Here is a 26,637-nt window from a genome sequence, read left to right as displayed (position 1 = left end):
CGATTTGGCCACCATTCTGGAGCCAGGAGAGATCGAAGCGGCGGCCACTGCACCGCCGTTTCTGCACCTGCCACCGTCCAACCTGTTCACCTTGCGCGCGCTGCGCCTGGAGCGTCTGGCAGAAGGGCATCCATTGGCCGAGTACCTGCGCCTGATTGCCGGATTGTGTCACGCGCAGCAGCGTCTGATGGATGATCCGCCCGACGCGGCCGTGCCGGACCCGCAGCGTATCCAGCGTTGCCTGGAGCACGGCCTGCCACCGTTCGCCGCCGACAGCCTGGTGCGCGAAGACGCCTGGTTGCCCTGGCTGCACGGTTTGTTGCAAGGCTATCAACCCCCAGCGCAATCACCGGTGGAGCAGGCCGTGACGACGTTGCGCAACGCCAGCGCCGGGCAGCTCAAGACCTGGGCGCTGGCCTTGGTCAGCGGTCAGTTCTCCTTGCTGCCGGCGGCCCTGGTGCCGTTTCTCGGCGCGGCGTTGCAGGTCGCGTGGAGTCATTGGTTGCTGACGACGCCGGACCTCGCCCTGAAACCCGGCACCAGCCTCAACCAATGCCCGGCCTGTGGTTCACCGGCCATGGCCGGGGTGATTCGCCATCGCGGCAAATACAACGGTCTGCGCTATCTGGTGTGCTCGCTGTGCGCCTGCGAATGGCATGTGGTGCGGGTCAAGTGCGTGTATTGCGAGCAAAGCAAGGGCCTGCAATACGTCAGCTTCGACAGTGACCGCCACGCTGCCGACAAAGCCCCGTTGCGCGCCGAAACCTGCCCCGGCTGCCAGAGTTATCTCAAGCAGATCTATCTGGAGTGCGACGCCGAAGGCGAAGCGCTGTCCGCCGACTTGAGCAGCCTGATGCTCGACATGCGCCTGGAACAGGAGGGCTTTCAGCGTCCGGCGCCCAATCTGCTGCTGGCCCCCGGAGGCGACTGACGCGAGCGTCTACACTCAGGCGGTCCACCTTTGCCGGAGCGCCTGATGTCCGCCAGATCCGCCAGCCCAGCCTTGCGCCTGCCCTCCATCGACAGCTTGCTACGTGACCCGGCGTGTCAGCCTTTGGCCGAACGCTATGGCCGTGATGCCTTGCTCGCCAGCCTGCGGCAGTTGCTCGACGACTTGCGCGAACCGGCGCTGGCCGGACAACTCGACGCCGTTGAACTCGCCCCGCCAGTGCTGGCGGGCAGGGCGGGTGAGCGATTGGCCAACCAGCATCGCAGCCATGTACGCCGGGTGTTCAACCTCACCGGCACGGTGCTGCACACCAACCTGGGGCGTGCCTTGCTACCGGAAGAAGCCATAGACGCAGTGCAAATGGCCGCGCGTTATCCGCTGAATCTGGAGTTCGACCTGCACAGCGGCAAGCGTGGCGACCGCGACGATCTGATCGAAGGCCTGATCCGCGAGCTGACCGGCGCGGAAGCGGTGACCGTGGTCAACAACAATGCCGCCGCCGTGCTGCTCACCCTCAACAGCCTCGGCGCGCGCAAGGAAGGCATCATTTCCCGGGGCGAGCTGATCGAAATCGGCGGCGCCTTTCGCATCCCGGACATCATGGCCCGCGCCGGGGTGAAACTGCATGAAGTCGGCACCACCAACCGCACCCACGCCCGTGACTACGAAGCCGCCATCGGCCCGCGCAGTGGTCTGGTGATGCGCGTGCATGCGAGCAACTACAGCATCCAGGGCTTCACCACCCGCGTGCCCACCGCAGAGCTGGCGCAACTGGCGCATCAGCATGGCTTGCCGCTGCTCGAGGACCTCGGCAGCGGCAGTTTGCTGGACCTCACGCGCTGGGGCCTGCCGGCCGAGCCGACGGTGCGACAGGCGTTGCTCGATGGCGCAGACATCGTCACCTTCAGCGGCGACAAACTGCTCGGCGGCCCCCAGGCTGGCTTGATCGTCGGCCGCAAAGAGCTGATTGCACGGATCAAGAAAAACCCGCTGAAACGTGCGCTGCGCGTCGACAAACTGACCCTCGCCGCCCTCGAAGCGGTGCTCGGCCTGTACCGCAACCCGGACCGGCTGGCCGAGCGGCTGCCGAGCCTGCGGCTGCTGACCCGACCCCAGGCGGATATCTTCGCCCAGGCCCAACGCCTGTTGCCGTCAATGGCGCAGGTGCTGGGCGCCGCCTGGAGCGTCACTGTCGTGCCGGCGCTGGGCATGATCGGCAGCGGCAGCCAACCGGTGGCGCGCTTGCCGAGTGCGGCGTTGTGCCTGCGGCCGAACTGCTCCAAACGTCTGCGCGGTCGTTGGCTGCACGGTCTGGAAGAGCACCTGCGCAGCCTGCCGATTCCGGTGCTCGGGCGCATCGACGACGACGCCTTGTGGCTGGACTTGCGGCAACTGGACGACGAGCCGGCGTGGCTGGCACAACTCGGCCAGTTGCAGGCGGGGGAAGCAGCACAGTGATCGTCAGCACCGCAGGGCACATCGATCACGGCAAGACCGCATTGCTCCAGGCACTGACCGGGCAGGCCGGTGACCGACGCCGGGAAGAGCGTGAGCGCGGCATGACCATCGACCTCGGTTACCTCTATGCCGCGCTGGAACCGGGCGCCGGCCTCACCGGTTTTATCGACGTACCCGGACATGAGCGCTTCACCCACAACATGCTGGCCGGGGCACAGGGCATCGATCTGGTGCTGCTGGTGGTGGCGGCCGACGACGGGGTGATGCCGCAAACCCGCGAGCACCTGGCCATCGTCGAACTGCTGGGCATCCCCCGGGCACTGGTGGCGATCAGCAAATGCGACCGAGTCGATACGGCTCGGGTGCAGGCCGTTTGCGAGCAGGTCAACGCCTTGCTGGCGCCGGGTCCCTATGCCGAGGCGCCGCAGATTGTGCTGTCGAGCGTGACCGGGCAGGGCATCGACACCCTGCGTCAGGCCTTGATCAAGGCGCGACGCGAGGTCGTTCAACGCCGTCTTCAAGGCGGTTTTCGCCTGTGGATCGATCGGGCGTTCAGCGTGGCGGGCGCGGGTATCGTGGTCACTGGCACGGCGCTGTCCGGGCAGGTGGCGGTCGGCGATACGTTGATGCTCGGTCCCCTCGGCAAACCGGTGAGGGTGCGCGGCCTGCATGCGCAGAATCGAGTGGCCGAGGTCGCCTTGGCCGGTCAGCGTGTTGCCTTGAACATCAGTGCCGAACGCCTGGCACTGGAGCAGATACATCGAGGACAGTGGCTGTGCGCCGAATGGCTGTATGCCCCGACCCGGCGAATCGATATCGACTTGCGTTTGTTGCCCGGCGAACCGCGCGCTTTCGAGCACTTTCAGCCGGTGCACGTTCATCTCGGCACCCAGGACGTGACCGGGCGCGTGGCGTTGCTGGAGGGCACCAGCCTGGCGCCGGGCGCACGGATGTTCGCGCAACTGCTACTGAATGCGCCGGTGCAGGCGGTCAAGGGCGATCCGCTGATCCTGCGTGACCAAAGCGCACAACGCACCCTCGGCGGTGGCCGGGTGCTCGACCCGTTCGCGCCCGACCGGCAACGACGCAGCCCCGAGCGACTGGCGCAGTTACACACCCTGGCCACGCACAACGAGTTGGAACACTGCCTGCCGGCATTACTGGCCCACGGCGAAACCGGGCTCGACTCGGTGCGCCTGGAGCGTCAATTCAATCGCCCCCGCGACACCTGGGTGTTGCCCGTGGACGTGCGTCTGATCGACACCCGCCAAGGGTCTTTGCTGTTCAGCGCGGCGCGCTGGGAAGGGCTGAAAACACGCTTGCTGGAACAACTGGCGCGCTTTCACGAACTGGAACCGGACCAGATGGGCCCGGACCGCGATCGCCTGCGTCGATTCAGTGCCACGGTCCTCGAACGTTCGACGTTTATCTGCCTGCTCGACGAGTTGCTGGCCAGTGGCGCCGTCGCCAGCAGCGGGCCGTGGCTGCATCTGCCGGGCCATCAGGTGCGCTTGAGCGACGCGGACGAAGTCCTGTGGCAAGCGTTGCAGCCACTGTTCGAAACGGCCGGTTTCGATCCGCCGTGGGTGCGCGACTTGCCCCATGACGAAGCCACGGTACGTCTGTTGCTGCGCAAAATGGCCCGGTTGGGGTTGCTGCACCAGGTGGTCCGCGACCTCTTCTACACCGACGCGATGATCCGCCGATTGGCGGCTATGCTGTTGCAACTGGCCGACGACAACCCGGTGATCCAGGTGTCGGCGTTTCGCGATGCAGTGGGCCTGGGGCGCAAGCGCAGTATCCAGATTCTTGAATACTTCGACCGCCTGGGGCTGACCCGACGGGTTGGCGATCGCCGCCAGATTCGCCCCGACAACGTTCTGGCCAGGCGCCCGTAGCAGGTTTCAAGGAAGGTAATCGCGCCCGGTGGCGCGGCCGGGCTTCAAACCCGGTTGGGGACGGCATCCGTTCCCGGGCAGGTTCGACTCCGGCTACCTTCCGCCATTTTCCGCTCAGAAAGGCCCGAAATTCAGCGGGTACTGGATGACCACGTAAAGCCTGTCGATGTCGTCGCCGCCCTGGGCCGCGTTGGCGCGGTGCGACACATGGGACACCTGCAGGCTCAACCCCTTGGCGGCACCGGACTGCACGATGTAGCGCAGGTCGATGTCGCGCTCCCAGTGGCGTCCGCCATCCCCCTGTTGCGGTACGTACTCACCCAGCGACGGGTCGAACGGGTTATACGCGCCACCCTGGGGCGCGTGGGTGCCATCGATGCCGCTGCCTTTGACGTAGCGCGTCATGAAATTCAGACCGGGCACGCCAAAGGTGCTGAAGTCGAGGTCGTAACGCGCCTGCCACGAGCGTTCACCCGCGCCGTTGAAGTCAGCGTACTTGATCGAGTTGGCGAGGTAGATCGAATCGCCACCGACGAAATCGAACGGTGTGTCGCCCTGGACTTTTTGATACGCCAGGGTGAAACCATGGGCACCGAGCGTGTATTTGCCCGACAGGCTGTAGGCCGTGTTGTCGATGGCGCCGGCCAGCGCCTGACCGGTCTGCCGGGTGTGGTAGATGTTCCCGTCGAGGAATATCCCCGACTGTTTCAGGTGCAGGTTGCCGTAGTACTGGTGCCAGGTGTCCGTCAGCTCTGATGCGTACAGGGCACCGCCGACAGGGCTCTGCGTGAACAGGTCGGCGCCGGCGAACGAGATCCCGCCCGCGTCGGTACTGGCCCCGTAACCGGAAAAATTGCCCTTGCTCGAGGAACTGTCCTGGTTCTTGAAGGCGGTGAAGTGGCCGGCAACCAGGTTCATGCCGTCGAGCTCGCGGCTGTTGAGCAGAAACCCAGTGGCGTATTCCGGTTGCAGGCGCTTGTCCGCCGTGTCGAACACCGGGGTTTCCACCATCATTTCACCAAAGGACAGCGTGGTTTTCGAGGTCTTGAGTTTGATTGCACCGCCACCGCTGGAGTAGTCGCTGGCACTGCGACCGTCGCTGTCGACCGGCAACAGACCAGTCCCGGAATGGCCCTTTCCGCCATCCAGCTTCAACCCCAGGAAAGCGTGAGCGTCGAGGCCGAAACCCAGGGTTCCCGGTGTGAATCCGGATTCAAAGGAGCTGATAAAGCCCTGAGCCCACTCGGCTTTATAGCTCTTGCCCGTCGGCGAAGGGGAGCGGTAGTCGCTGTTGAGGTAGAAGTTGCGACTGAGCACTTCCAGCGACGCACCGTCGAGAAAGCCTGATGTTGGTTCGTCTGCCAGGGCGGTCCCGGTGATGCCGGTGGCCAGTAGCGAAAACCAGAAGCACGGTCCGATTCGTTGATCTTGCAATGCAGTTTCCTTGCGGGGTTACGGGAAACGAGGCGTGCATGATTGCGTAGATCCAGCCGGGAATATTGAATCGGTGTGCTGTGTCAGAAATGTTTTTCGAGGGGGGCTGCGTTTGTCGTTCCCACGCCAGCGTGGGAACGACATTTCGGGACTTACCAGATCGGCAAGGTGTAGCTGAGGATCAACCGGTTCTCATCGAGGTCGCTGCCAAAGTGGCTTGTACGCACGGTCGCGTTGCGCCATTTCACCCCGACATTCTTCAACGGGCCGCTCTGCACCACGTAGCCAATGTCGGTGTCGCGCTCCCATTCCTTGCCTTCGGGCCGATTGTTGCCCAAGTCAATGTTGGAACCGTTGATGTAGCGGGTCATGAAGGTCAGGCCGGGCACGCCGACGGCTGCGAAGTTGTAGTCGTAGCGCGCCTGCCAGGACTGTTCGTCCTTGCTGGCGAAGTCGCCGATCTGGACGAAGTTCACCAGGAATGCATCGGCTCCGTTGATATAGGCGAACCCGGTGTCACCGCTCATGCCTTGATAGCCCAGGCCGAAGGCATGCCCGCCCAGGCTGTAGGTGAACATGGCGCCGAACGCGTTGTTGTCGATATTGCTGCCGCCATCGTCGGTCGAACGGGCAAAGCGCAGGTCCGTCTTCAATGACTGGCCAGCGGTCACTGGCAGCAGGTAAGTCAGGTTGACCATGTGCTGGTCATAGAAGTTATCGAGGTGGCCGTAGGCATAGCCGGTGGTCAGATTGCCGGTCCACTTGTAGCTCAGGCTGGCGAAGTCGAAGCTGTCGCTCGTCAAGTGGCGACTGGTGATGCCCTTGGCGCCGGTTCGGGTAATGCCCATGTCTTCATAGTTCGAAGAGTCGCGCTGATTGACCTGTGTCAGCCGTCCACCATCGATGGTCAGGCCTTCGATTTCCATCGAGGTCAACTGACCGCCTTCGAACGTTTGTGGCAACAACCGTGAGTCGTTGGCCAATACCGTCGGCACCTTGGGCAATAACGTGCCGAGTTTCAGCGTGCTTTTGGATGCACGCAGCTTTGCCGTCACACCCATTTCTCCGTATTCGTCCTGAGCGCCTTTGCTTGTGTCGCTATGCCGTTTGAGCAGGCCGGAACCGGCGCGATCAGGGCTGGAATCGAGCTTGACGCCCAACAGGCCGATGGCATCGAAACCGACTCCGATCAAGCCTTCGGTAAAGCCCGACTCATAACGCAGCAGGAAACCCTGCGCCCATTCCTCCTGTTTGGATTGCGCAGCGTTGTCCTGGCGGTAATCCCGGTTGAAGTAGAAGTTACGCAGCTCGAGGCTGGCCTTGCTGTCCTTGACGAAGTCAGCAGAGGCGGGAGCCGAGAGACTGATGATACCGCCGGCAAGCAGCAGTCGGGTCGAGAGAGTGCAGGTATTGCGGTCCATGATGAAGCCCCTTCGTTTTTTTATTGTTGAAATGACGGGCACAGCGGCCCCCGCCATGACGGCAAGGGCTTATAAGTAAAAAACGCGGCGCCAAAATGAGAGGAGCTGACGCCGCGTTGGTGAAAACGTCAGAACTGTTCGGCGCTCAGGCCATACAAAGGACCACTGCCAGCGCGAATGGATTGCTCCAGACTCAAGATGCGTGGCAGCAGGCGGTGGATGTAGAAGTCGGCGGTGGCGATTTTCGCGCCATAAAAACCTTCGTCTTCACTGCGTTTTTGCAGGGCGACCTGAGCCATCCGCGCCCACAGCCAGGCGTAGGTGACGTAACCGAAGAGGTGCAGGTATTCCACCGAAGCGGCACCGACTTCGTTGCGATTGGTCGCCGCGCGATCCTGAAGCCAGTCGCTCAGTTCCTCCAGGCACCGCACTGCATCGAGCAGTTGAGCGGCATAGGGGGCGTTCGGCTGGGTGGCAAAGCGGCGAATCTCCCCGGTGAATTGGCGCAGCGCCAGCCCCTTGTCGGCCAGCACCTTGCGACCGAGCAGGTCCAGCGCCTGGATGCCGTTGGTGCCTTCATAAATCTGCGCGATGCGCACGTCACGCACCAACTGCTCCTGGCCCCATTCGCGGATGTAGCCATGGCCACCGAACACTTGCTGGCCGTTGACACAGCTTTCCAGTCCGGTGTCGGTAAAAAACGCCTTGGCCACCGGTGTCAGCAGCGCGACCAGGTCCTGTGCGCTTTCGCGCTCCCAGGCATCGTCGGAAAACTTCGCCAGGTCCAGTTGCTGCCCGACATAACTGGCGAACGCGCGGCCGCCTTCAGTCATGGCTTTCATGCTCAGCAACATGCGACGCACGTCAGGGTGAACGATGATCGGGTCAGCGGCTTTGTCCGGGGCCATGGCTCCGGTCGGCGAGCGGCTCTGAATGCGTTCGCGGGCGTATGCCACGGCGCTCTGATAGGACGCCTCGGCACAACCGATGCCCTGAATGCCGATGGACAGGCGTTCGTAGTTCATCATGGTGAACATCGCCGCCAGGCCCTTGTTCGCCTCACCGATCAACCAGCCGCTGGCGCCGTCGAAGTTCATCACGCAGGTGGCCGACGCCTTGATGCCCATCTTGTGTTCGATCGAACCGCAACTCACGGCGTTGCCAGCGCCCAGGGAACCGTCGGCATTGACCAGCACTTTCGGCACCAGAAACAGCGAGATGCCCTTCGGACCGGCCGGGGCATCTGGCAGCTTGGCCAGCACCAGGTGCACGATGTTTTCAGTCAGGTCCTGATCGCCACCGGTGATGAAAATCTTGCTGCCGGTGATGGCGTAGCTGCCGTCGGCCTGAGGCTCGGCACGGGTGCGGATGAGCCCCAGGTCGGTGCCGGCGTGGGCTTCGGTCAGGCACATGGAACCGGCCCAGCGACCTTCGTACATCGGCGGCAGATAGAGGTTTTTCAGGGTATCGCTGGCATGGGCGTCCAGCGCCAGGCAGGCACCGGAACTCAAGGCCGAATACAGCGCAAAGCTCGAGTTGGCGCCGTAGAGCATCTCTTCGAACTGCACCGCGAGCATCTTCGGCATGCCCATGCCGCCGAACTCGGCATTACCGGACAGACCCACCCAGCCGCCTTCGATGTAGGTGGTGTAAGCCTGCTTGAAGCCGATGGGCGTAGTGACTTGGCCTTCATGCCACTGCGCGCCTTCTTCATCACCGCTGCGGTTGAGCGGTGCAATCAAGTGCGTGGTGACTTTCGCCGCTTCTTCAAGAATGGCGTCGGCGGTATCGGCGTCGACGGTGTCGGCCAGGGCCGGCAGGCGCGCCCACAGGGCCGGGGCGTCGAATACTTCATGCAGCACAAAGCGCATGTCGCGCAGTGGGGCATTGAATTGGGGCATAACGTGAACCTCGTTGGAACGGTTGTGCGACGGGCACGGCGCCGCATGGGCGGGCCGTGCCTTTTCGATCAGTGACTGGACGCGGCGGCGGCACCGAGGCCGGTCTGTGCGCGGACGAACTGGTCGGCGAAGGCATCACGCTCCTTGTCGGCGCGCACGCTGCGGTCGAGCCTGGACACCACGACGATCACCAGGAATGCCAGCGGCATGGAAAACAGCGCCGGGTGGTCATACGGGAAGATCGCGTGAGCATGACCGAGCACAGTGACCCACACGGCTGGCGAGAGGATCACCAGCACCAGCGCGCAAACCAGGCCGGCAAAACCGCCGATGATCGCGCCTTTGGTGGTCAGGCCTTTCCAGTACATGGCCATGATCAGCACCGGGAAGTTGGTCGACGCGGCGATACCGAAAGTCAGGCCCACGAGGAACGCGACATTCATCTTCTCGAACAGAATGCCCAGCAGAATCGCGACGATGCCCAGGCCAACCGTGGCCATGCGCGTGACGTGCATTTCCTGTTTCTCGCTGGCCTTGCCCTTCTTGAACACGGTGGCGTAGAGGTCATGGGAGATCGCCGAAGCGCCGGCCAGTGCCAGCCCGGACACCACCGCCAGGATGGTGGCGAACGCGACTGCCGCGAGAAAGCCGAAGAACAGGTTGCCGCCGACCGCTTTGGCCAGGTGCATGGCGACCATGTTGCCGCCGCCAATCAGGGCACCGCCGACTTCACCGTTGACGTAGTACTGCGGGTCGGTGCCGATGATCACCATCGCGGCAAAGCCGAGGGTGCACACCACCAGGAAGAAGAAACCGATGAAACCGGTGGCGTAGAACACCGATTTACGCGCCTCTTTGGCGTTCGGCACGGTGAAGAAGCGCATGAGAATGTGCGGCAGGCCGGCGATGCCGAACACCAGGCCCAGGGACATCGACGCGGTGTTGATCGGGTCGGCGAGCATCGAGCCCGGGCCCATGATGTTCCAGCCGCTGGCGTGGGCCTGCACGGCTTTGTCGGCCAGGGTCTCGTAGCTGAAACCGAACTGCGACATCGCCATCAGCGCCAGGGTGGTGCCACCGGCCAGCAGCAGCACGGCCTTGATGATCTGCACCCAGGTGGTGGCGATCATGCCGCCGAAGATCACATACACCAGCATCAGCGCACCGACGATCACCACCGCCACCGGGTAGTCGAGACCGAACAGCAGCTTGATCAACTGACCCGCACCGACCATCTGCACGATCAGGTAGCAGCACACCACCGTCAATGAACCGAAGGCCGCGAAGATCCGCACCTTGTTCTGGTCCAGCCGATAGGAAACGATGTCGGCGAAGGTATAGCGCCCCAGATTGCGCAGACGCTCGGCCATCAGGAAGGTGATGATTGGCCAGCCGACGAAGAAGCCGATGGTATAAATGAAACCATCGTAGCCCTTGGCGAACACCAGGCTGGAAAGCCCCAGCAGGGTGGCCGCCGACATGTAGTCACCGGCTATCGCCAGGCCATTCTGAAAGCCGCTGATACCGCCGCCAGCCGTGTAGAAGTCCGAAGTGGATTGGGTTTGACGCGCCGCCCACCAGGTAATGGCGAGCGTGCCCAGGACGAAGACGAAGAACATGCCGATCGCATTCAGGTTGAGCGGCTGTTTTTCCACCGCCGCCAGGGTCGGTGCGGCGAGTACGAGGGAGGCCGGCAACAGGCCAAGCGTGCCGAGGATGAGCTTGTTGAACAGGGTCATTATTTGCTCTCCTCGAGAATGGCGGCGCCCAGGACATCGAAGCGCGTATTGGCGCTGTAGACATACCAGCCGGTCAGCAGCCAGGAAAACACGATGATTGCCGCGCCTACCGGCATGCCGAGCGTTAACATCCGGTGCTCGCCGAGCGGCGCGTGCAGCCACTGCGGGGCAAACGCCACAATCAGCATGAACAGGTAGTAAGTGCCCAGCACGGCGGCACTCAACGACCAGGCCAGGCGCGAACGACTGCTCACCAGCTCAAGGAATTTGGGATTGTTGCGAATGCGTTCGCAACGTTGGGTATCGGTTGAATGGATGTCGATCATCAGTAGCTCCACTTTTGTTTTTGTTATCGGTCCGTGGTGGGCCCGGCAGCGCCGAATTCGGCGTGCACGAGCCCGAGGCGGCAGGTTGTTCACCTGCCGCCCTAGGGGTACATCGTTGTTTCGGGTTAGAGCGCTGCGGCCCGGTCGCGCAACACGTACTTCTGGATCTTGCCGGTGGATGTCTTCGGCAACAGGGTGAAGATCACGGTGCGCGGCACTTTGAAACCGGCCAGGTGTTCGCGACAGAACGTGATGATGTCTGCCTCGCACACGTGCTGGTGATCGGTCTTGAGTGTGATGAAGGCGCAGGGCGTTTCGCCCCATTTTTCATCGGGACGGGCAACCACCGCGGCTTCCAGCACTCCAGGATGGCGGTAAAGCACACCTTCGAGTTCGATGGTGGAAATGTTCTCACCGCCGGAAATGATGATGTCCTTGAGGCGATCCTTGATCTCGACGTAGCCGTCGGGATGACACACCGCCAGGTCGCCGGTGTGGAACCAGCCCCCTTCGAACGCTTCGGCAGTGGCGGACGGGTTCTTCAGGTAGCCCTTCATCACGGTATTGCCGCGCATGAAGACCTCGCCGATGGTCAGGCCATCACGCGGGGTCGGCTCCAGGGTCGCCGAATCAGCGACCATCACGCCTTCCAGGGTCGGGTAGCGCACGCCTTGTCGAGACTTGATTTGCGCCCGCTCATCCAGAGGCATTTCGTCCCATTCGGCATGCCAGGCGCAAATGGTCACCGGGCCGTAGGTTTCGGTCAGGCCATACACGTGAGTGACCTTGATGCCCATCGCTTCGACGGCGCCGATCACTTTGGCGGGCGGCGCGGCGCCGGCAACCATGGCGTTGACTGGATGATCGATGGCCGCTTTCGCCGATTCCGGCATGTTCACCAGGGCATTGAGCACGATCGGTGCGCCGCACAGGTGAGTGATCTGATGTTCGCGAATCAGCGTCAGGATCTTCTGTGGGTCGACCCGACGCAGGAACACGTGCACACCGGCCATTGCGGTGATGGTCCAGGGGTAGCACCAGCCGTTGCAATGGAACATCGGCAACGTCCAGAGGTACACCGGATGGTTGCCCATGGCCCAGGTCATCTGGTTGCCCAATGAGTTCAGGTAGGCACCGCGATGGTGGTAAACCACGCCCTTGGGATTACCGGTGGTGCCGGAGGTGTAGTTCAGGGAGATGGCTTGCCATTCGTCGGTTGGCCATTTCCAGTCGAAATCCGGATCGCCTTCGGCCAACAGCGCTTCGTAGTCCAGATCGCTGACGGCCTGGCCTTCGCCGTATTCCGGGTCGTTGACGTCGATCACCAGCGGCGGGTGATCGAGCATGCCGATCGCTGCGCGGATCACGTTGTGGAACTCACGGTCGGTAATCAACACCTTGGCTTCGCCATGCTGGAGCATGAAGGCGATGGCCTCGGCATCCAGACGAACGTTGAGCGGGTTGAGCACGGCACCGATCATCGGCACGCCGAAATGCACCTCAAGCATCTCGGGAATGTTGGGCAGCATCACCGCCACCGTGTCGTCCTTGCCGATGCCGCGACCGGCCAGAGCAGAGGCCAGTCGCCGGCAGCGGGCGTAGGTCTGCGCCCAGGTGCGGCGGATCGAACCGTGGATGACGGCGGGGTAGTGGGGATAAACGTTGGCAGTGCGCTCGATGAAGCTGAGCGGAGACAGGGCAATATGATTGACAGCCGAAGGGTCTAACCCTTGCTCGTAGATCGACATACTCTGGTACTCGGTGGCTTATTGTTAGCTCTATGGGTGACCTCGCGAGGCAGTCGCTAAGGGCACCTTTATGTCCGGAATACTTTATATAACATCCAGCTATGCGTATGGAAGTACAACCTAGGGCGTATAGTAGTTCTACTATACTTCATTCGTCCCGGTCCAAATCAATGCCGCCGCACCTCCAAAGCCGGTATATGCTTGGTTTTCCTGACGAAGTGGACCCGCGATGACCCTGACCCCCGTTCGATTGCACAGCTGGTTGCGCCTGCAGCGCGAAGGCGTGGCGTTGTCCGCCCGCGCCGATGCGTTGTGTCGTGCCCTTCAGGATTGCCCGGAAGTGCAGCGTGCGGTTTATCTCAGTTGGCAGCCCGGTGCGCGGATCTACGGTCACGAGGGCTCGGCCCAGCACTTTCCCCCGGGCCAGGGCGACCCGGCGCTGGCCAGCGATCAGTTGCTGTTTGAGCATCTGGTCGAAGCCGGGCGTCTGGATCTGGCTCAAGTCCGTCAACTCGACTGCTGGTTGTCGGGCCGATTGCGTCGAGCGGCCATCAGCCATGGCCAGGTGTTCGACCTGGCCTTGCAGCCGGGGCAAGCCGGGTTGTTGCTGGTGGAAGTGCGCGAGGGTGTGAGTCTCGACTGGCTGGGCTGGGTGCAGGATTTGTTGACGACATTGCTGACCAGCGTCAATGGCATGCTGCGCGGTTCGCCGTTGCTGGGCCACGATCCGCAACCGAGCCTGTTGCTCGATGCACAGGGCCGACCGCTGGAGTTCAATGCGGCGCTATTGTCCTTGCTTGCCGAAAAGCCGTTGACCGATGTGTTGGGCTTTTTACCGGTCAATCATCGGGTGTTGGTGCGCGCCTGCCTGGATCAGCAACGTGCCATCGAAGGCGTCGAGGCACAGTTCGAAGAGCAAATACTGATCTGGACCTTCATCCCCGATCCCCAGGACAACCGCGTGCTCGCCCGTTGCCGGTACGCCACGACCCAGGTGCTGGCAGAGCGGGAAGCGGCCACCGCTCGCCGGCTGTACCGGCTGATCATCGAAAACACCACTGACCTGATTTCCCGGCACACGCCGGACGGGCGCTTTCTCGATGCCTCGCCCGCGTCCTGGACCTTGCTCGGCTACTGGCCCGAGGAATTGCGCGGGCAAATGGCCCAGGGCCTGTTCCATGGTCAGGACCTTGCCAACCTGGTTCAGCGCGCGCGCGATGCGCTGGAACAGGATGGGTATCACACGATGACCTATCGCATCCGCCATCGCGACGGGCATTACCTGTGGTTCGAAACCGCCTGCCGCGCGATACGCGAGACCTACACCGGAGCGGTGGTCGAAGTGGTCAGCGTCTCCAGGGACATCACGGCGCGGGTGCAGGCCGAGGAAAACAAGCGACGACTGGCCGAGGTGGTGGAGGCCAACACCGATCCGGTGCTGTTCATCGACCCCAAGGGCCAAGTCACTTACCTCAACCCGGCGGCAAGGCGCATCCTCGGCATCGATGAGCAGCAAGCGATGCCAGCCCTGGCCGAGTTGTTTGCCAGTAGCGACCTGGGGCGCCTGCAACGTGACGGCTGGAGCAGCGCCGAACGCGATGGCGTCTGGAGCACCGATGCGCGCTTGCAGCCGCCTGGCGGCGGCACATCGGTGCCCGTGTCGTTGGTGTTGCTGGCGCACCGTTCCGCCGGCGGCGAGCGCTATTACTCGCTGGTGGCCCGGGACATGACCGAACGTGAGCTGCGCGAAGTGCAACAACGTCGCCATCAGGATGAGCTGGCGCACACCGCGCGGTTGGTGACGCTGGGCGAGCTGGCCTCGGGGATTGCCCACGAAATCAACCAGCCACTGGCTGCCGTGGTGAATTACGCCAATGCGAGCCAACGCTATTTGCAGACCCTGGGCAGCAATCCCCAGGCGGCCGCCAGGGTGGCGCAAGGCCTGGAGCGCATTACCCATCACGCCACCCATGCGTCTGAAGTGATCCGGCGCCTGCGCGCGTTTCTGCGCAAGGGGCAGCGTCGCATGCAGGCGCTGAACCTGACCGAAGTCGCCCGTGAATCGGTGCGCTTGTGTGCCTGGGAGGCGAGCAATTGCCAAGTGACAATCGAGGATCGACTGCCGGATAATCTGCCGCCCGTTTTTGCCGACCGCGTGTTGCTTGAGCAGGTGTTGCTCAATCTGCTGCGCAATGCCATCGATGCCAATCGCGAGCAACATCCTGGCCAGCCTTCGCTGATCGTGATGGCGGTGGAGCAGGGCAGCGGTGCCACCCTGGAAATCAGTGTGCGCGACCAGGGGCCGGGGGTCGGCGAGCCCGAACTGGAGCAGATTTTTACCCCGTTCTACACCAGCAAGGCCGAAGGCCTGGGGCTCGGCTTGTCCATGAGCCGCAGCATCATCGAGGGTTTCGGTGGCGAACTGCAGGCCCGGCGCCAGCCTGTCGGGTTGCTGATGTGTTGCCGCCTGCCGCTTGCCGGTCCAACAAAACAACAACAGGAATGACGTAATGGCAGGTGCGACGGAGCACGTGGTGTATGTGGTCGACGATGACCAGGGCATGCTCGAATCAACGGTGTGGTTATTGGAGTCGGTCGGTCTCAAGGCCTTGCCGTTTACCAGTGGTGTCGAGTTCCTCGATGCCTGTGATGCCAGTCTCGATGCCTGCGTGATTCTCGACGTGCGCATGCCCGGCATGGGGGGGTTGAACGTACAGGAAGAAATGCGCGTGCGTGAGCTGAACCTGCCGATCATTTTCGTCAGCGGCCACGCCGATGTGCCAATCGTCGTCCGCGCCTTCAAGGCCGGCGCCCATGACTTCATCGAAAAACCCTACAACGAGCAGTTGCTGCTCGACAGCGTGCAGCAGGCACTGAGCAGTTGCGCCACGCAGCGGTCCGGCAATCAGGCCTTGCAGGCACGCTTGCTGACCCTGACCCCACGGGAACGCGACGTCATGTTGCCTCTGGTGCAGGGTTACACCACCCGCGAAATCGCCGAGCAACTGGGCGTGAGTGCAAAGACCGTCGACCTGTATCGCTCGCGCGTGATGAAACGCATGCAGGCCAACACGTTGCCGGACCTGGTGGGCATGGCCATTGCGGCGAACATGGTCGATCCGCTGAAGCTGCGTTGATCCTTCACACCGGGCAATGTGCGTCTATGCTGGGCTAACAGATTCGCCCACTTCACGGCGAACCGTGAGGAGACAGCAATGGTGCCCACATCGCTCACAGTGAAAACCTTGTCCAGCGGCCTGCTTGATGTCTTGATCCGCGCCGGACTGATTGTCGTCTTGGTGCTGTTTTGCTTCGAGATTTTCCGACCATTTCGTGACTTGATGCTGTGGTCGTTGATCCTGGCGATCACGCTTTACCCGTTGCAAGCGCGGCTCAGGGGGCCGCTTGGGCACAAGGATGGATTGATTGCGACCCTGATCGTGCTCGTTGCCATCGCGATCCTGATGGTGCCGGTTTATCTGTTGGGCTCCTCGGTTGTCGATTCGATCCAGAACACCATCACCATGGTCAAGACCGAAGGCTTTCAAATTCCCCCGCCGACCGAATCCGTTGCTACCTGGCCTGTGGTGGGCAAGCCCCTATCGGCCTTGTGGATGCAGGCAGCCAACGATTTGCCAAGCCTGACCGTGAAGTACATTCCGCAAATCAAAGGCATCAGCCTGGGTCTGCTGAGTAAACTGGCCGGAGTCGGCATGGGCTTTCTCATTTTCATCTTTGCCCTGATCATCGCCGGCATCTTCATGGCCTACGGCGAAGCGGGCAGCCGCAGTGCGATCCAGATCGCCTCGCGTATCAGCGGCCCGGACCGAGGCCCGAGTATCGCGGCGCTGTGCACCGCAACGATCCGTGCCGTGGCGCTCGGGGTGGTCGGCATCGCCTTCATCCAGATGTTGCTCGTGGGCCTGGGGTTTGTCTTCAAGGGCGTGCCGGCCGCCGGGTTGCTGGCATTGGGTGTGTTGTTGCTGGGGATCATGCAGCTCCCGGCGACGCTGATCACCATCCCGGTCATCGTTTATGTGTTCGCCACTGAAGGCCCCAACACCATCACCATCGTGTTTGCCATTTACGTATTCGTGGCGGGCCTGGTGGACAACGTACTCAAGCCCTTGATGTTGGGGCGCGGTGTTGACGTGCCGATGCCGGTGATACTGATCGGTGCCCTGGGCGGCATGGTCACCAGCGGCATCCTCGGCTTGTTCATCGGCCCGGTGGTGCTTGCGGTCGGCTATCAGTTGTTCTGGCAGTGGGTGGAGGCTCGGCCCCAGGACGAAAATCAGCCAATACCCTGAAACCTGTGCGGGAAGGAACTCAGCATGCGCAACAGGGTAGTCACAGCCGTCATCGCCGTTTTCTGTTTGTTGAGCTCGCTGCATCTGTGGGCCGAGGAAGCCCCCAAGGCCCCGGATGCGTCCGCCGAGCTCAAAGTGGCCAACCGCAGTGTCATGGTGTTCCGTGCCACGGTGCTCGGAGAATCGCCGCAATCGCGGGTCAAGCGCGCTGGCGCGGTGATCCGCGAAGCGCTGGATGAAGCCGACGATCTGAACGTCAGCATCGATCCGATCCAGAACAGTTACCTGGTGCTGTTGGGCACCCGGCGCGCGTTCATTGTCACGCCCAAAGACGTCGACAGCCTGGGCACCGCGTCAGTCCTGGAGACCGCCGAGCAAGCGGCGCAGAACCTGCGTCAGGTAGTCGCTGAAACCCAGGAAGCGCGAAGCCTGCGGCTGATTCTCAGGGCGTTGATCGCCGTCACGCTGGCCACCACCCTTTATTTCGCGCTGCTGTGGGGCATGGTCTACCTGCGGCTCAAATTGCTGAAGAAACTCCCGGAGTTGATGCATCGGCACACCAAGGCGTTGAGCGTGGGGCGCGTGCAGCTCATCGATGCCAATTTCCTCTACCCGCTGGTCAGCCGTGTGCTGTGGTTTCTGCGCTGGCTGGTGGTGTTGCTGTTGACCTACGAGTGGCTGGGATTTGTCCTGTCGCGTTTTCCCTACACCCGGCCGTGGGGCGAAAGCCTCAATAACTACCTGCTGGAGGTCGCGACCTACCTGTTCCAAAGCATGATCAGCGCGATTCCCGGACTGGGCGTGGCCCTGATGATTTTCTTCATTGCCCGGGGCGTCAGCGCTTTCAGCAAGCGAGTGTTGCGGCGCATGGCCGGCCCCGGCATCTTGAATTGGCTGAATGAGGAAACCCTGCAGCCGACCACCCGGCTGATGTCCCTGGCGATCTGGTTGTTTGCGTTGGCCATGGCCTATCCGTACTTGCCGGGAGCGGGCACCGATGCGTTCAAGGGGTTGTCGGTGCTGATCGGCCTGATGATTTCCCTGGGCGCCACCAGTGTGGTTGGCCAGGCGGCGTCGGGGCTGATTCTGACCTATACACGCACCCTGCGACCGGGGGAGTTTGTGCGCATCGGCGAATACGAAGGCACGGTGACCGAACTGGGCATGTTCACCACGCGCATCCGTACCGGCCTGGGTGAGGTGCTGACCTTGCCGAACTCGATGATCACCAACTCGGTGACCAAGAACTATTCGCGGATCGTGCAGGGCGCCGGTTATGTGGTCGATACGGTGGTGACCATCGGCTACGACACGCCGTGGCGGCAGGTCGAAGCCATGCTGCTGGAGGCCGCCAGACGCACCGCCGGGATTCTCGCAGTGCCGACGCCCCAAGTGTTTCAGACCGCTTTATCGGACTTCTACCCGGAATATCGCCTCGTGGCCCAGGCCATCCCCAGCCAGCCGCGCCCGCGTGCCGAGTTGCTCAGCATGCTGCACGCCAATATCCAGGATGTGTTCAACGAGTACGGCGTGCAAATCATGTCGCCGCACTACCTTGGCGACCCGAGGCAAGAGAAGTGGGTGCCGAGGGAGAAATGGTATTCGGCCCCTGCCCAGGAGCCGAAGGAGACAAAGTGACTGACCGCCAGAAGCAGAAGACGAGCAAGCCCGCACCGCCGCAATGGCCGCTGTGATTCTCCCGGTGAGCCCCACGCCTGTCATGAAATGAAAAGCCGTTGTCGTCTGATGAGAAGCGATGACTGAGCCGCAGACCTACAGTCCAATCAGCGCAATTCGACGCACTCGCCAAAACGCAGATTGGAGAATAAGAAAAAATGGCCAAAGCCGTTCGCTTTTACGAAACCGGTGGTCCCGAGGTGCTTCGTTACGAAGAGGTCGAAGTGGGGGACCCGGGCCCGGGCCAGGTTCGTCTTCGTCACGTGGCGGTCGGCCTGAACTATGCCGACACCTACTTTCGCAACGGCACTTACCCGATCCCGCTGCCGAACGGTATGGGGGTCGAAGCGTCCGGCGTGGTCCAGGCCGTGGGCGAAGGGGTGACCAATGTACAAGTGGGTGATCGCGTCACCTACACCGGGTTTCTCAATACGCTGGGGGCCTACAGCACCGAGCGTCTGATCCCGGCGGCACCGCTGATCAAACTTCCGGAAACCATCAGTTTCGAGACCGCCGCGGCCATGACCATGCGCGGCCTGACGTCGTCGTACCTGATGCGCCGCATCTACGATTTCAAGGTCGGCGACAGCATTTTGCTGCACGCTGCCGCCGGTGGGGTCGGCCTGATCGTTTCACAGTGGGCCAAGCTGCTGGGCCTGACGGTGATCGGTACCGTATCCACCGAGGTCAAAGGCGAAATCGCCCGGGCCCATGGCTGCGACCATGTCATCAATTACAGCCATGAAGATGTCGCCCAGCGCGTTCGCGAACTGACGGACGGTGTCGGCGTCAACGTGGTATTCGACAGCGTCGGCAAGAACACTTTCATGGGCTCACTGGATTCGCTCAAGCGCCGCGGCCTGATGGTCTGCGTCGGTACGGCTTCCGGCCCGATCCCGGCGTTCGACCCGGTGATGCTGGCGATGAAAGGCTCGCTGTTCCTGACTCGCCCGGCGCTGGCCGATTACATCGCCGACCCTGCGGAAAAAGCGGCCCTGGCCGGTGAATTGTTCGACCACGTCGGCAATGGCCGGATCAAGATCGAGATCAACCAGCACTACGCCTTGCAGGATGCCGTACAGGCCCACCGGGACCTGGAATCGCGCAAGACCACTGGCTCGTCGATTTTCGTCATTTAAGGGAGTCCGCTGCCATGAAAGTCGAACAATTGACCTGCAACATCGGTGCGGAACTGATCGGCGTCAATCTTGCCGACGCGATCCATGACGAGGGTCTTTTTGCCGAGATTCGCGCCCAGTTGCTCACCCATCGTGTTGTGTTCCTGCGCGACCAGAACATCAGTCGCGCCGAGCACGTGGCGTTCGCCCGGCGCTTCGGCGAGCTGGAAGATCATCCGGTGGCCGGCAGTGATCCGGATCACCCCGGCCTGGTGCAGATCTACAAAAAACCGGACCAGCCGATGGACCGCTACGAAAACGCCTGGCACACCGATGCCACCTGGCGCGAAGCACCGCCCATGGGTTGCGTGCTGCGCTGCGTGGAGTGCCCGCCGGTCGGCGGTGACACCATGTGGGCGAACATGGTCGAGGCTTACGACAACCTGCCCGATGACGTGAAGGTGAAGATTGCCGACCTGCGTGCCCGCCACAGCATCGAAGCGAGCTTCGGCGCGGCCATGCCGATCGAAAAACGCCTGGCGCTGAAGGCCCTGTATCCGGACGCCGAGCACCCGGTGGTGCGCACCCATCCGGAAACCGGCGAGAAGGTGCTGTTCGTCAACGCCTTCACCACCCATTTCAGCAACTACCACACCCCCGAGCGGGTGCGCTTCGGCCAGGACGCCAATCCTGGCGCGAGCGAGCTGCTGCGCTACCTGATCAGCCAGGCGTACATCCCCGAGTATCAAGTGCGCTGGCGCTGGAAGCCCAACAGCGTTGCCATCTGGGACAACCGCAGTACCCAGCATTACGCCGTCATGGATTACCCGCCGTGCCATCGCAAGATGGAACGCGCCGGGATCATCGGCGACAAGACTTACTGATCGACCCCTTCTGCATACGCACTCGTAAACACGTCTGCCCGGCACGATCCCGGGTGGACGGGACAATCATAAAAACAGGAGTAAACCATGCAATTCTTCGACGATTCCCTGCACCCCGAAAACATGGAAAAGGTCGTCATTACCGTGGCCCCCTACGGCCCGGAATGGATGCCGGAAGACTTTCCTGAAGACATTCCGCTGACCATGGACGAGCAGGTGCAAAAAGCGGTCGAGTGCTACGAAGCCGGTGCCACGGTCCTGCACCTGCACGTGCGCGAACTCGATGGCAAGGGGTCCAAGCGCCTGTCCAAGTTCAACGAGCTGATCGCCGGTGTGCGCGAAGCCGTGCCGGACATGATCATCCAGGTCGGCGGCTCGATTTCCTTCGCCCCTGAAAGCGATGGCGAAGCGGCCAAGTGGCTGTCCGACGACACTCGCCACATGCTGGCCGAGCTGACGCCGAAACCGGATCAGGTCACGGTGGCGATCAACACCACCCAGATGAACATCATGGAGCTGCTGTATCCGGAATACCTGGAAGGCACCTCCCTGGCCAATCCGTTGTTCCAGGCCGCCTACAGCGAAATGACCGTGCCGGCCGGTCCGGCCTGGGTGGCCGAACACCTCAAGCGCCTGACGGACAACGGCATCCAGCCACACTTCCAGCTGACCGGGATTCATGCCTATGAAACCCTCGAGCGTCTGGTACGCAAGGGCCTCTACAAGGGCCCGCTGAACCTGACCTGGATCGGCATCGGTGGCGGTTTCGACGGTCCGAACCCGTTCAACTTCTTCAACTTCATCCACCGTGTTCCGGACGGCTGCACCCTGACCTCCGAATCGCTGCTCAAGAACGTGCTGCCGTTCAACACCATGGCGATGTCCATGGGCCTGCACCCGCGTGTGGGCAACGAAGACACTATCATTGATCACAAGGGCGAACGTTTCGGCTCGGTCGCGCAGATCAAGCAGACCGTGCGCATCGCCCATGAACTGGGTCGCGAGATCGCCACCGGCAAAGAAGCCCGCGAGATCTATCGCATCGGTGTGCAATACCAGAGCATCGAAGAAACCCTGTTGGCCAACGGCATGGCCCCCAACCGCAAGGCCGGGCAAAAAGGTGTGCCGCAGCGCGGCTGACCGGCAGTGGCGGCGAGAGGTCGTTGGCCTCTCGCTCACTGCATGCAACACGCTTGATAACAACAATAAAACGAAGCTTTGAGGAGGCTGCATGGCCTTTCATCCAATCGCCGCGGACGATGACGACTGCAGTGGCGTCGGCGTTGCGCGCAAATATGCCTGGATCGTCTTTGCACTGACGTTCGGCCTGTTGATTTCCGACTATATGTCGCGTCAGGTGCTGAACGCGGTGTTCCCGATGCTCAAGGGCGAGTGGTCCTTGAGCGATGGTCAACTCGGCTTGCTCAGTGGCGTTGTCGCCCTGATGGTCGGCTTGCTGACGTTTCCCCTGTCGTTGCTGGCGGACCGCTTCGGCCGGGTCAAGAGCCTCGCCCTGATGGCGCTGATGTGGAGTGTGGCCACCCTGGGTTGTGCGCTGGCCCAGGATTACCAGCAGATGTTCATTGCCCGGTTCATGGTCGGGGTCGGTGAAGCGGCTTACGGCAGTGTCGGTATCGCGGTGGTGATTTCCGTGTTTCCCAAACACATGCGGGCCACCCTGGCCAGCGCCTTCATGGCGGGTGGCATGTTCGGTTCCGTGTTGGGCATGGCCTTGGGCGGTGCCATCGCCGCCAAGCTGGGCTGGCGCTGGTCGTTTGCCGGCATGGCGCTGTTTGGCCTGCTGCTGGCGGTGCTGTATCCGGTCATCGTCAAGGAAGCCCGCATCGCACCGAAGCGCATGGCCAACATGGCTGCCGCCAAGGCCAGGCAACCGTTGCGCACGCTGTTTTCCAGCCGCTCGGTGATCGCGACTTATGTCGGCAGCGGCTTGCAGTTGTTCGTCGGCGGCACCGTGATCGTGTGGATGCCCAGTTACCTCAATCGCTACTACGAAATGGGCACGGACAAGGCCGGAGGCATGGCGGCCATCATCGTGTTGTGCAGCGGCGCCGGGATGATTCTGTGCGGCATGCTCAGTGATCGCCTGTGCCGGCAATCACCGGAACGCAAGGTGGCCCTGGCCATTGCCTATTGCCTGGGCAGTTGCCTGCTGTTGTCGGCGGCGTTCGCCCTGCCGGCGGGGCCTGCGCAACTGGCGTTGATCTGCCTCGGTATGTTGATCGCCGCCGGCACCACCGGTCCTGCCGGGGCGATGGTGGCCAACCTGACGCCGTACTCATTGCATGGCACAGCGTTCGCCACCCTGACCCTGGCCAACAACATGCTCGGCCTGGCGCCGGGGCCGTTCATCACCGGCAGGGTGTCCGACCTGATCGGCCTGCACGCGGCCTTCCAGTGGGTGCCTCTGGTCAGCCTCGGGGCAGCAGCGGTGTTCTTTTATGCCAAGTGTCATTACCACAGAGATATTGCCCGCCTTCTGGGTCAGCACGTGCCTGATCCTGTCAATGCAGCCGGGTTAGAGGTGAAGTTGTGAGTCGTCGCTTATCCATTGATGTGTTTTTCGATTTCATCTGCCCCTGGTGCCTGATCGGCAAACGCCAATTGGAGCATGCGCAAGTGCAGTTTCGCAGTCGCTATCCGGACGTGCAGATCACCACGGTGTGGCATGGGGTGCAGTTGCTGCCTCAGTTGCCCGTGGAAGGTGAGCCCTTCGCCGATTTCTATCGCAAGCGTCTGGGCAATGCCGAGGCCATGACCCTGCGTCAGGCCCAGGTACTGCAGGCTGCCTCGGCGGTTGGGCTGGCCATCGACCTCAGCCGCATTACGACGATGCCCAACACCGCTGATGCCCATCGCTTGTTCGAGCGTGCGAGCGTGCTGGGCAATGCCACCCAGCGTGAAATGTTGCTCGAACGAATGTTCGCCGCTTATTTCCGCAAAGGCGAAAACCTGGGTTGCCGAGAGACCTTGCTCGCCATAGCCCGCTCTTGCGGCGTCGATGCGGACAGTGTGCTCGATTGCCTGAAGGGCGATGCCACACCCTTTGCCGGATCCCCCGGTGCGACCAGTGGCGTGCCGAGCTTTCAGTTTGACCGCCGCATGACCGTGATCGGGGCGCAACCCGCGCAGGCGCTGCTCGGGGCCATGAGCGAAGCGCTCAAGGAACGTGAGCGCGAGCGGCAACCGGCATGACCAGACGTATCCCCGTACCTGCCGGCAAACACCCGCAGGCCGGCGGTCGCGCGCTGTTCGAGTTCGAGGACAAAAGCCTGGCGCTGTTCAACGTCGACGGGCAGTTGTTCGCCATCGACGACAGCTGCCCGCACCAGGGCGCGTCGCTCTGTGGCGGGCGCCTGGAGGGCCGGGTGATCCAGTGCCTCGCCCACGGCCTGCGCTTCGACCTGCTCAGCGGCTACCTGCTCAATTCCACCCAGGTCAAGGTCACCCACTACCCGGTCGAGATCATCGACGACCAGGCGTTCATCATCATTTCCGAGGAGTCCGCGCCATGAGCGCCATTGCTCTTACCCGTATCCATAGCCGCACCCGCGAATTGGCACCGGGGTTCATTGTCAGTCTGATCGTGGCCGCCGCCGCGTCGTTTTTGTCCGAGCATTACGGTGCCCCGGTGATGCTGTTCGCGTTGCTGCTGGGCATGGCGCTCAATTTTCTGGCGGGTGACGGCGCCTGCAAGGCTGGCATCGAGTTCACCGCTCGCAGCGTGTTGCGCATCGGCGTCGCGTTGTTGGGCATGCGCATCACCCTGGAACAGATGGCCGCGCTGGGCTGGAAACCGGTGGCCCTGGTGGTGATTCTGGTGGTCGTGACCATTGGCGTCTCGGTGATCGCGGCCAAGGCGCTGGGTTTTCAGCGGCTGTTCGGCATGCTCACCGGCGGGGCTACCGCGATTTGCGGGGCATCGGCGGCATTGGCACTGGCAGCGGCATTGCCCAACCATCCGCAGAAAGAGCGGGCTACCTTGTTCACGGTCATCGGGGTTTCGGCGCTGTCGACCCTGGCGATGATCGTCTATCCGATGATCGCCAATTGGCTGGCCTTGTCGCCGCAAGTGGCCGGTGTATTTCTCGGTGCCACCATCCATGACGTCGCCCAGGTCGTCGGGGCCGGTTACAGCATGTCGACCGAGACCGGCGACACCGCCACCGTGGTCAAGCTGATGCGCGTCGCCATGCTGCTGCCGGTGATCGTCAGCGCCGCGATGATTACCCGCATGCAAGGCGCCGATCCCACCGGCAAACGGCCGCCGCTACTGCCGTGGTTCGCGGTCGGTTTTCTGATACTGGCCTGCATCAACAGCACCGGCTGGGTGGTCCCGGCGGTGCAGGGCGCGGTCAATGAACTGTCGCGCTGGTGCCTGGTGGTGTCCATCAGCGCCCTGGGCATGAAAACCCAGCTCAAGGAACTGGCGGCCGTCGGTATCAAGCCGATCCTGCTGATGGTGGGGGAGACCGTGTTCCTGGTGGTTCTTGTGCTGCTGTTGCTGCACTGGGGGATGTAAACCCGGCTGCTCGCGAGCGCATTCAACAAGCGGCGCCACATTGTGTTCACTCCGACGCAGTGCGGCACTCGACCGGCGTCATAAGCGCCGGTTCCTTTACGGCGACTGTACCAGCAGTCGTCGTTTTTTTATTTGGAGGCTGCCTACAGGCAGATCGGCGCGTGTTCAGGGTTTCTCTGGATCGGAAAGGACGCTGCTGTCTGCCGGCGCCTTGGCACTGCCAGGCTTATGAGTGGTGCGCCAAACGGCTGGCGGCATGTCGAACTGGCTGATGAACCAGCGCGTGAACGAGCTCGCCATGGAGTAGCCGAGCATGTCGGCGATTCGGCTCAGCGAGTAATTGGGGTTGTCCAGATAGCGCAGCACCAGGTCGCGACGCACATCGTTGATCAGGTCGTTGAACGCGCAGCCATCATCTTTGAGGCGACGTTGCAGGGTCCGTACGTTCATGCCCTGGGTCTGGGCAATCTGCTCGATCGTGGCGCGCCCCATCGGCAGCAGCAGGTAAATGGCCTTGCGCACCTCGAACAGCATCGACGGCCCTTCGTGGCTCTGTAGCGAATCCAGGTAGCTTTGGGCGTAACGGGCCATGGCCGGGTCGGCATGGGGATTGGTCATGTCGAGGCTGGCGTCTGGGCAGACAATGCCATTGAACTCACTGCCGAACTCCAGGTTGCAACCAAACAGGCGGCGATGCAGGTGCAGGTTTTCCGGGGCCTGGTGGGTGAAGTTGACGCTGTACGGATGCCAATGCGTTCCCAGCAGGGCCGCGCACAGACGGAACATCACGCCGATGGCCAGTTCATTGGCTTGCCGGCAGGACATCGGTGACTCGGTGACCACCTCTTCACGGATGATCACCATCTTGCCCGCTTCCTCGACGAAGATCGCCAGCGAGTCGTTCATGAGATGGCGGTAATGCACCAGCACCTGCAACGCATCACGCAGCGTCCGCTGATGCGTGAGCAGCAGGCTGACCACGCCAAAGTCCGAGAGTTGACGCGACTCGGCCATGCTCAGGCCGAAGGTCTGACAACCGCTGGCGGCCGCCTAAAGCTCCAGCAGACGCACCGCGGAATCGATCGGAATGCGTTGTTCGGGGGCCAGCAGGCGGGCCTTGCTCAGGCCGACCTGCGCCAGCACATCATGCGGATTGAACCCCTGGTAATGGGCTACATCCAGGTAGTTGGTCAAGACAGCGGCGCGAACGAGCTTGGTCATGAAGAGGTCATCC

General features: G+C 62.3%; 20 protein-coding genes, 1 tRNA gene and 1 pseudogene. 15 read left to right on the top strand and 7 right to left on the bottom strand.

Features of this window, described 5'->3' with window-relative positions; all coding sequences use genetic code 11:
* Positions 1-4: 4 nt before the first annotated feature.
* From fdhE to ACX3YF_RS24675, 4 genes are all read left to right on the top strand, one after another.
* On the top strand, positions 5-931 hold the full coding sequence (fdhE, locus tag ACX3YF_RS24690; RefSeq protein ID WP_458974476.1) for a formate dehydrogenase accessory protein FdhE: 927 nt from the start codon (positions 5-7) through the stop codon (positions 929-931).
* Positions 932-976: 45 nt separating this feature from the next.
* Entirely contained in the window at positions 977-2,407 is a 1,431-nt protein-coding gene (selA, locus tag ACX3YF_RS24685) for an L-seryl-tRNA(Sec) selenium transferase (RefSeq protein ID WP_458945306.1), read from the top strand.
* Positions 2,404-4,305 carry a selenocysteine-specific translation elongation factor gene (selB, locus tag ACX3YF_RS24680; protein WP_458945305.1) on the top strand — a complete coding sequence of 634 codons (1,902 nt, stop codon included), beginning with the start codon at positions 2,404-2,406 and terminating at the stop codon, positions 4,303-4,305. Before selA ends, selB begins: the two co-directional genes overlap by 4 nt.
* A gap of 10 nt (positions 4,306-4,315) precedes the next feature.
* A tRNA-Sec gene (locus ACX3YF_RS24675) sits at positions 4,316-4,411 on the top strand.
* Between the two features lie 8 nt (positions 4,412-4,419).
* On the opposite strand, the gene ACX3YF_RS24670 is transcribed toward ACX3YF_RS24675, so the two are convergent.
* The 6 genes from ACX3YF_RS24670 to ACX3YF_RS24645 form a co-directional block, all read right to left on the bottom strand.
* On the bottom strand, positions 4,420-5,697 hold the full coding sequence (locus ACX3YF_RS24670; protein ID WP_288100820.1) for an OprD family porin: 1,278 nt from the start codon (positions 5,695-5,697) through the stop codon (positions 4,420-4,422).
* Between the two features lie 194 nt (positions 5,698-5,891).
* Entirely contained in the window at positions 5,892-7,160 is a 1,269-nt protein-coding gene (locus tag ACX3YF_RS24665) for an OprD family porin (RefSeq protein WP_288100731.1), read from the bottom strand.
* 128 nt (positions 7,161-7,288) lie between these two features.
* Entirely contained in the window at positions 7,289-9,061 is a 1,773-nt protein-coding gene (locus ACX3YF_RS24660) for an acyl-CoA dehydrogenase C-terminal domain-containing protein (protein WP_458945304.1), read from the bottom strand.
* A gap of 68 nt (positions 9,062-9,129) precedes the next feature.
* The gene (locus ACX3YF_RS24655) at positions 9,130-10,800 is read right to left on the bottom strand and encodes a cation acetate symporter (protein WP_448647882.1); all 1,671 of its coding nucleotides are present in this window, start codon (positions 10,798-10,800) and stop codon (positions 9,130-9,132) included.
* Positions 10,800-11,126 (bottom strand): DUF485 domain-containing protein, encoded by a 327-nt coding sequence (locus ACX3YF_RS24650; protein WP_052193517.1) that lies wholly within the window; start codon positions 11,124-11,126, stop codon positions 10,800-10,802. Before ACX3YF_RS24650 ends, ACX3YF_RS24655 begins: the two co-directional genes overlap by 1 nt.
* Before the next feature lie 125 nt (positions 11,127-11,251).
* Positions 11,252-12,874: an acyl-CoA synthetase gene (locus ACX3YF_RS24645; RefSeq protein ID WP_130204250.1), complete on the bottom strand. Its 1,623-nt coding sequence runs from the start codon at positions 12,872-12,874 to the stop codon at positions 11,252-11,254.
* Positions 12,875-13,103: 229 nt separating this feature from the next.
* Here ACX3YF_RS24645 and ACX3YF_RS24640 point away from each other — a divergent pair, with 229 nt between their 5' ends.
* The 11 genes from ACX3YF_RS24640 (at position 13,104) to ACX3YF_RS24590 (ending at position 25,403) form a co-directional block, all read left to right on the top strand.
* Positions 13,104-15,380, top strand: a complete 2,277-nt coding sequence (locus ACX3YF_RS24640) for a PAS domain-containing sensor histidine kinase (protein WP_130204251.1) — start codon at positions 13,104-13,106, stop codon at positions 15,378-15,380.
* Between the two features lie 4 nt (positions 15,381-15,384).
* Positions 15,385-16,011: a response regulator transcription factor gene (locus tag ACX3YF_RS24635; RefSeq protein WP_047528875.1), complete on the top strand. Its 627-nt coding sequence runs from the start codon at positions 15,385-15,387 to the stop codon at positions 16,009-16,011.
* Between the two features lie 78 nt (positions 16,012-16,089).
* Positions 16,090-17,184, top strand: coding sequence for an AI-2E family transporter (locus ACX3YF_RS24630; protein WP_448647884.1), 1,095 nt, complete (start codon positions 16,090-16,092; stop codon positions 17,182-17,184).
* Between the two features lie 24 nt (positions 17,185-17,208).
* On the top strand, positions 17,209-18,822 hold the full coding sequence (locus tag ACX3YF_RS24625; protein WP_448647885.1) for a mechanosensitive ion channel family protein: 1,614 nt from the start codon (positions 17,209-17,211) through the stop codon (positions 18,820-18,822).
* A 197-nt stretch (positions 18,823-19,019) separates the two neighbouring features.
* Complete coding sequence (locus ACX3YF_RS24620; RefSeq protein ID WP_047528884.1) at positions 19,020-20,000, top strand: quinone oxidoreductase family protein; 981 nt, start codon at positions 19,020-19,022, stop codon at positions 19,998-20,000.
* 14 nt (positions 20,001-20,014) lie between these two features.
* Positions 20,015-20,863 carry a TauD/TfdA dioxygenase family protein gene (locus ACX3YF_RS24615; RefSeq protein WP_448647886.1) on the top strand — a complete coding sequence of 283 codons (849 nt, stop codon included), beginning with the start codon at positions 20,015-20,017 and terminating at the stop codon, positions 20,861-20,863.
* Between the two features lie 87 nt (positions 20,864-20,950).
* On the top strand, positions 20,951-22,003 hold the full coding sequence (locus ACX3YF_RS24610; RefSeq protein ID WP_130204256.1) for a beta-keto acid cleavage family enzyme: 1,053 nt from the start codon (positions 20,951-20,953) through the stop codon (positions 22,001-22,003).
* Positions 22,004-22,094: 91 nt separating this feature from the next.
* Positions 22,095-23,417, top strand: coding sequence for an MFS transporter (locus ACX3YF_RS24605; protein ID WP_130204257.1), 1,323 nt, complete (start codon positions 22,095-22,097; stop codon positions 23,415-23,417).
* A complete protein-coding gene (locus ACX3YF_RS24600; RefSeq protein ID WP_448647888.1) occupies positions 23,414-24,076 on the top strand; it encodes a DsbA family oxidoreductase in 663 nt (220 codons plus the stop codon). The genes ACX3YF_RS24605 and ACX3YF_RS24600 overlap by 4 nt, the downstream gene beginning before the upstream one ends.
* Positions 24,073-24,396, top strand: coding sequence for a Rieske (2Fe-2S) protein (locus ACX3YF_RS24595; protein WP_130204259.1), 324 nt, complete (start codon positions 24,073-24,075; stop codon positions 24,394-24,396). Before ACX3YF_RS24600 ends, ACX3YF_RS24595 begins: the two co-directional genes overlap by 4 nt.
* A complete protein-coding gene (locus ACX3YF_RS24590) occupies positions 24,393-25,403 on the top strand; it encodes a YeiH family protein (protein ID WP_198131843.1) in 1,011 nt (336 codons plus the stop codon). Before ACX3YF_RS24595 ends, ACX3YF_RS24590 begins: the two co-directional genes overlap by 4 nt.
* Before the next feature lie 165 nt (positions 25,404-25,568).
* Here ACX3YF_RS24590 and ACX3YF_RS24585 read toward each other — a convergent pair.
* A pseudogene (locus tag ACX3YF_RS24585) lies at positions 25,569-26,624 on the bottom strand (AraC family transcriptional regulator).
* Between the last annotated feature and the right edge of the window lie 13 nt (positions 26,625-26,637).

This window comes from Pseudomonas fluorescens group sp. PF-69, assembly GCF_054481235.1.
Note: the sequence above shows the minus strand (reverse complement) of the source record. Positions and strands in the feature narration are given on the sequence as shown.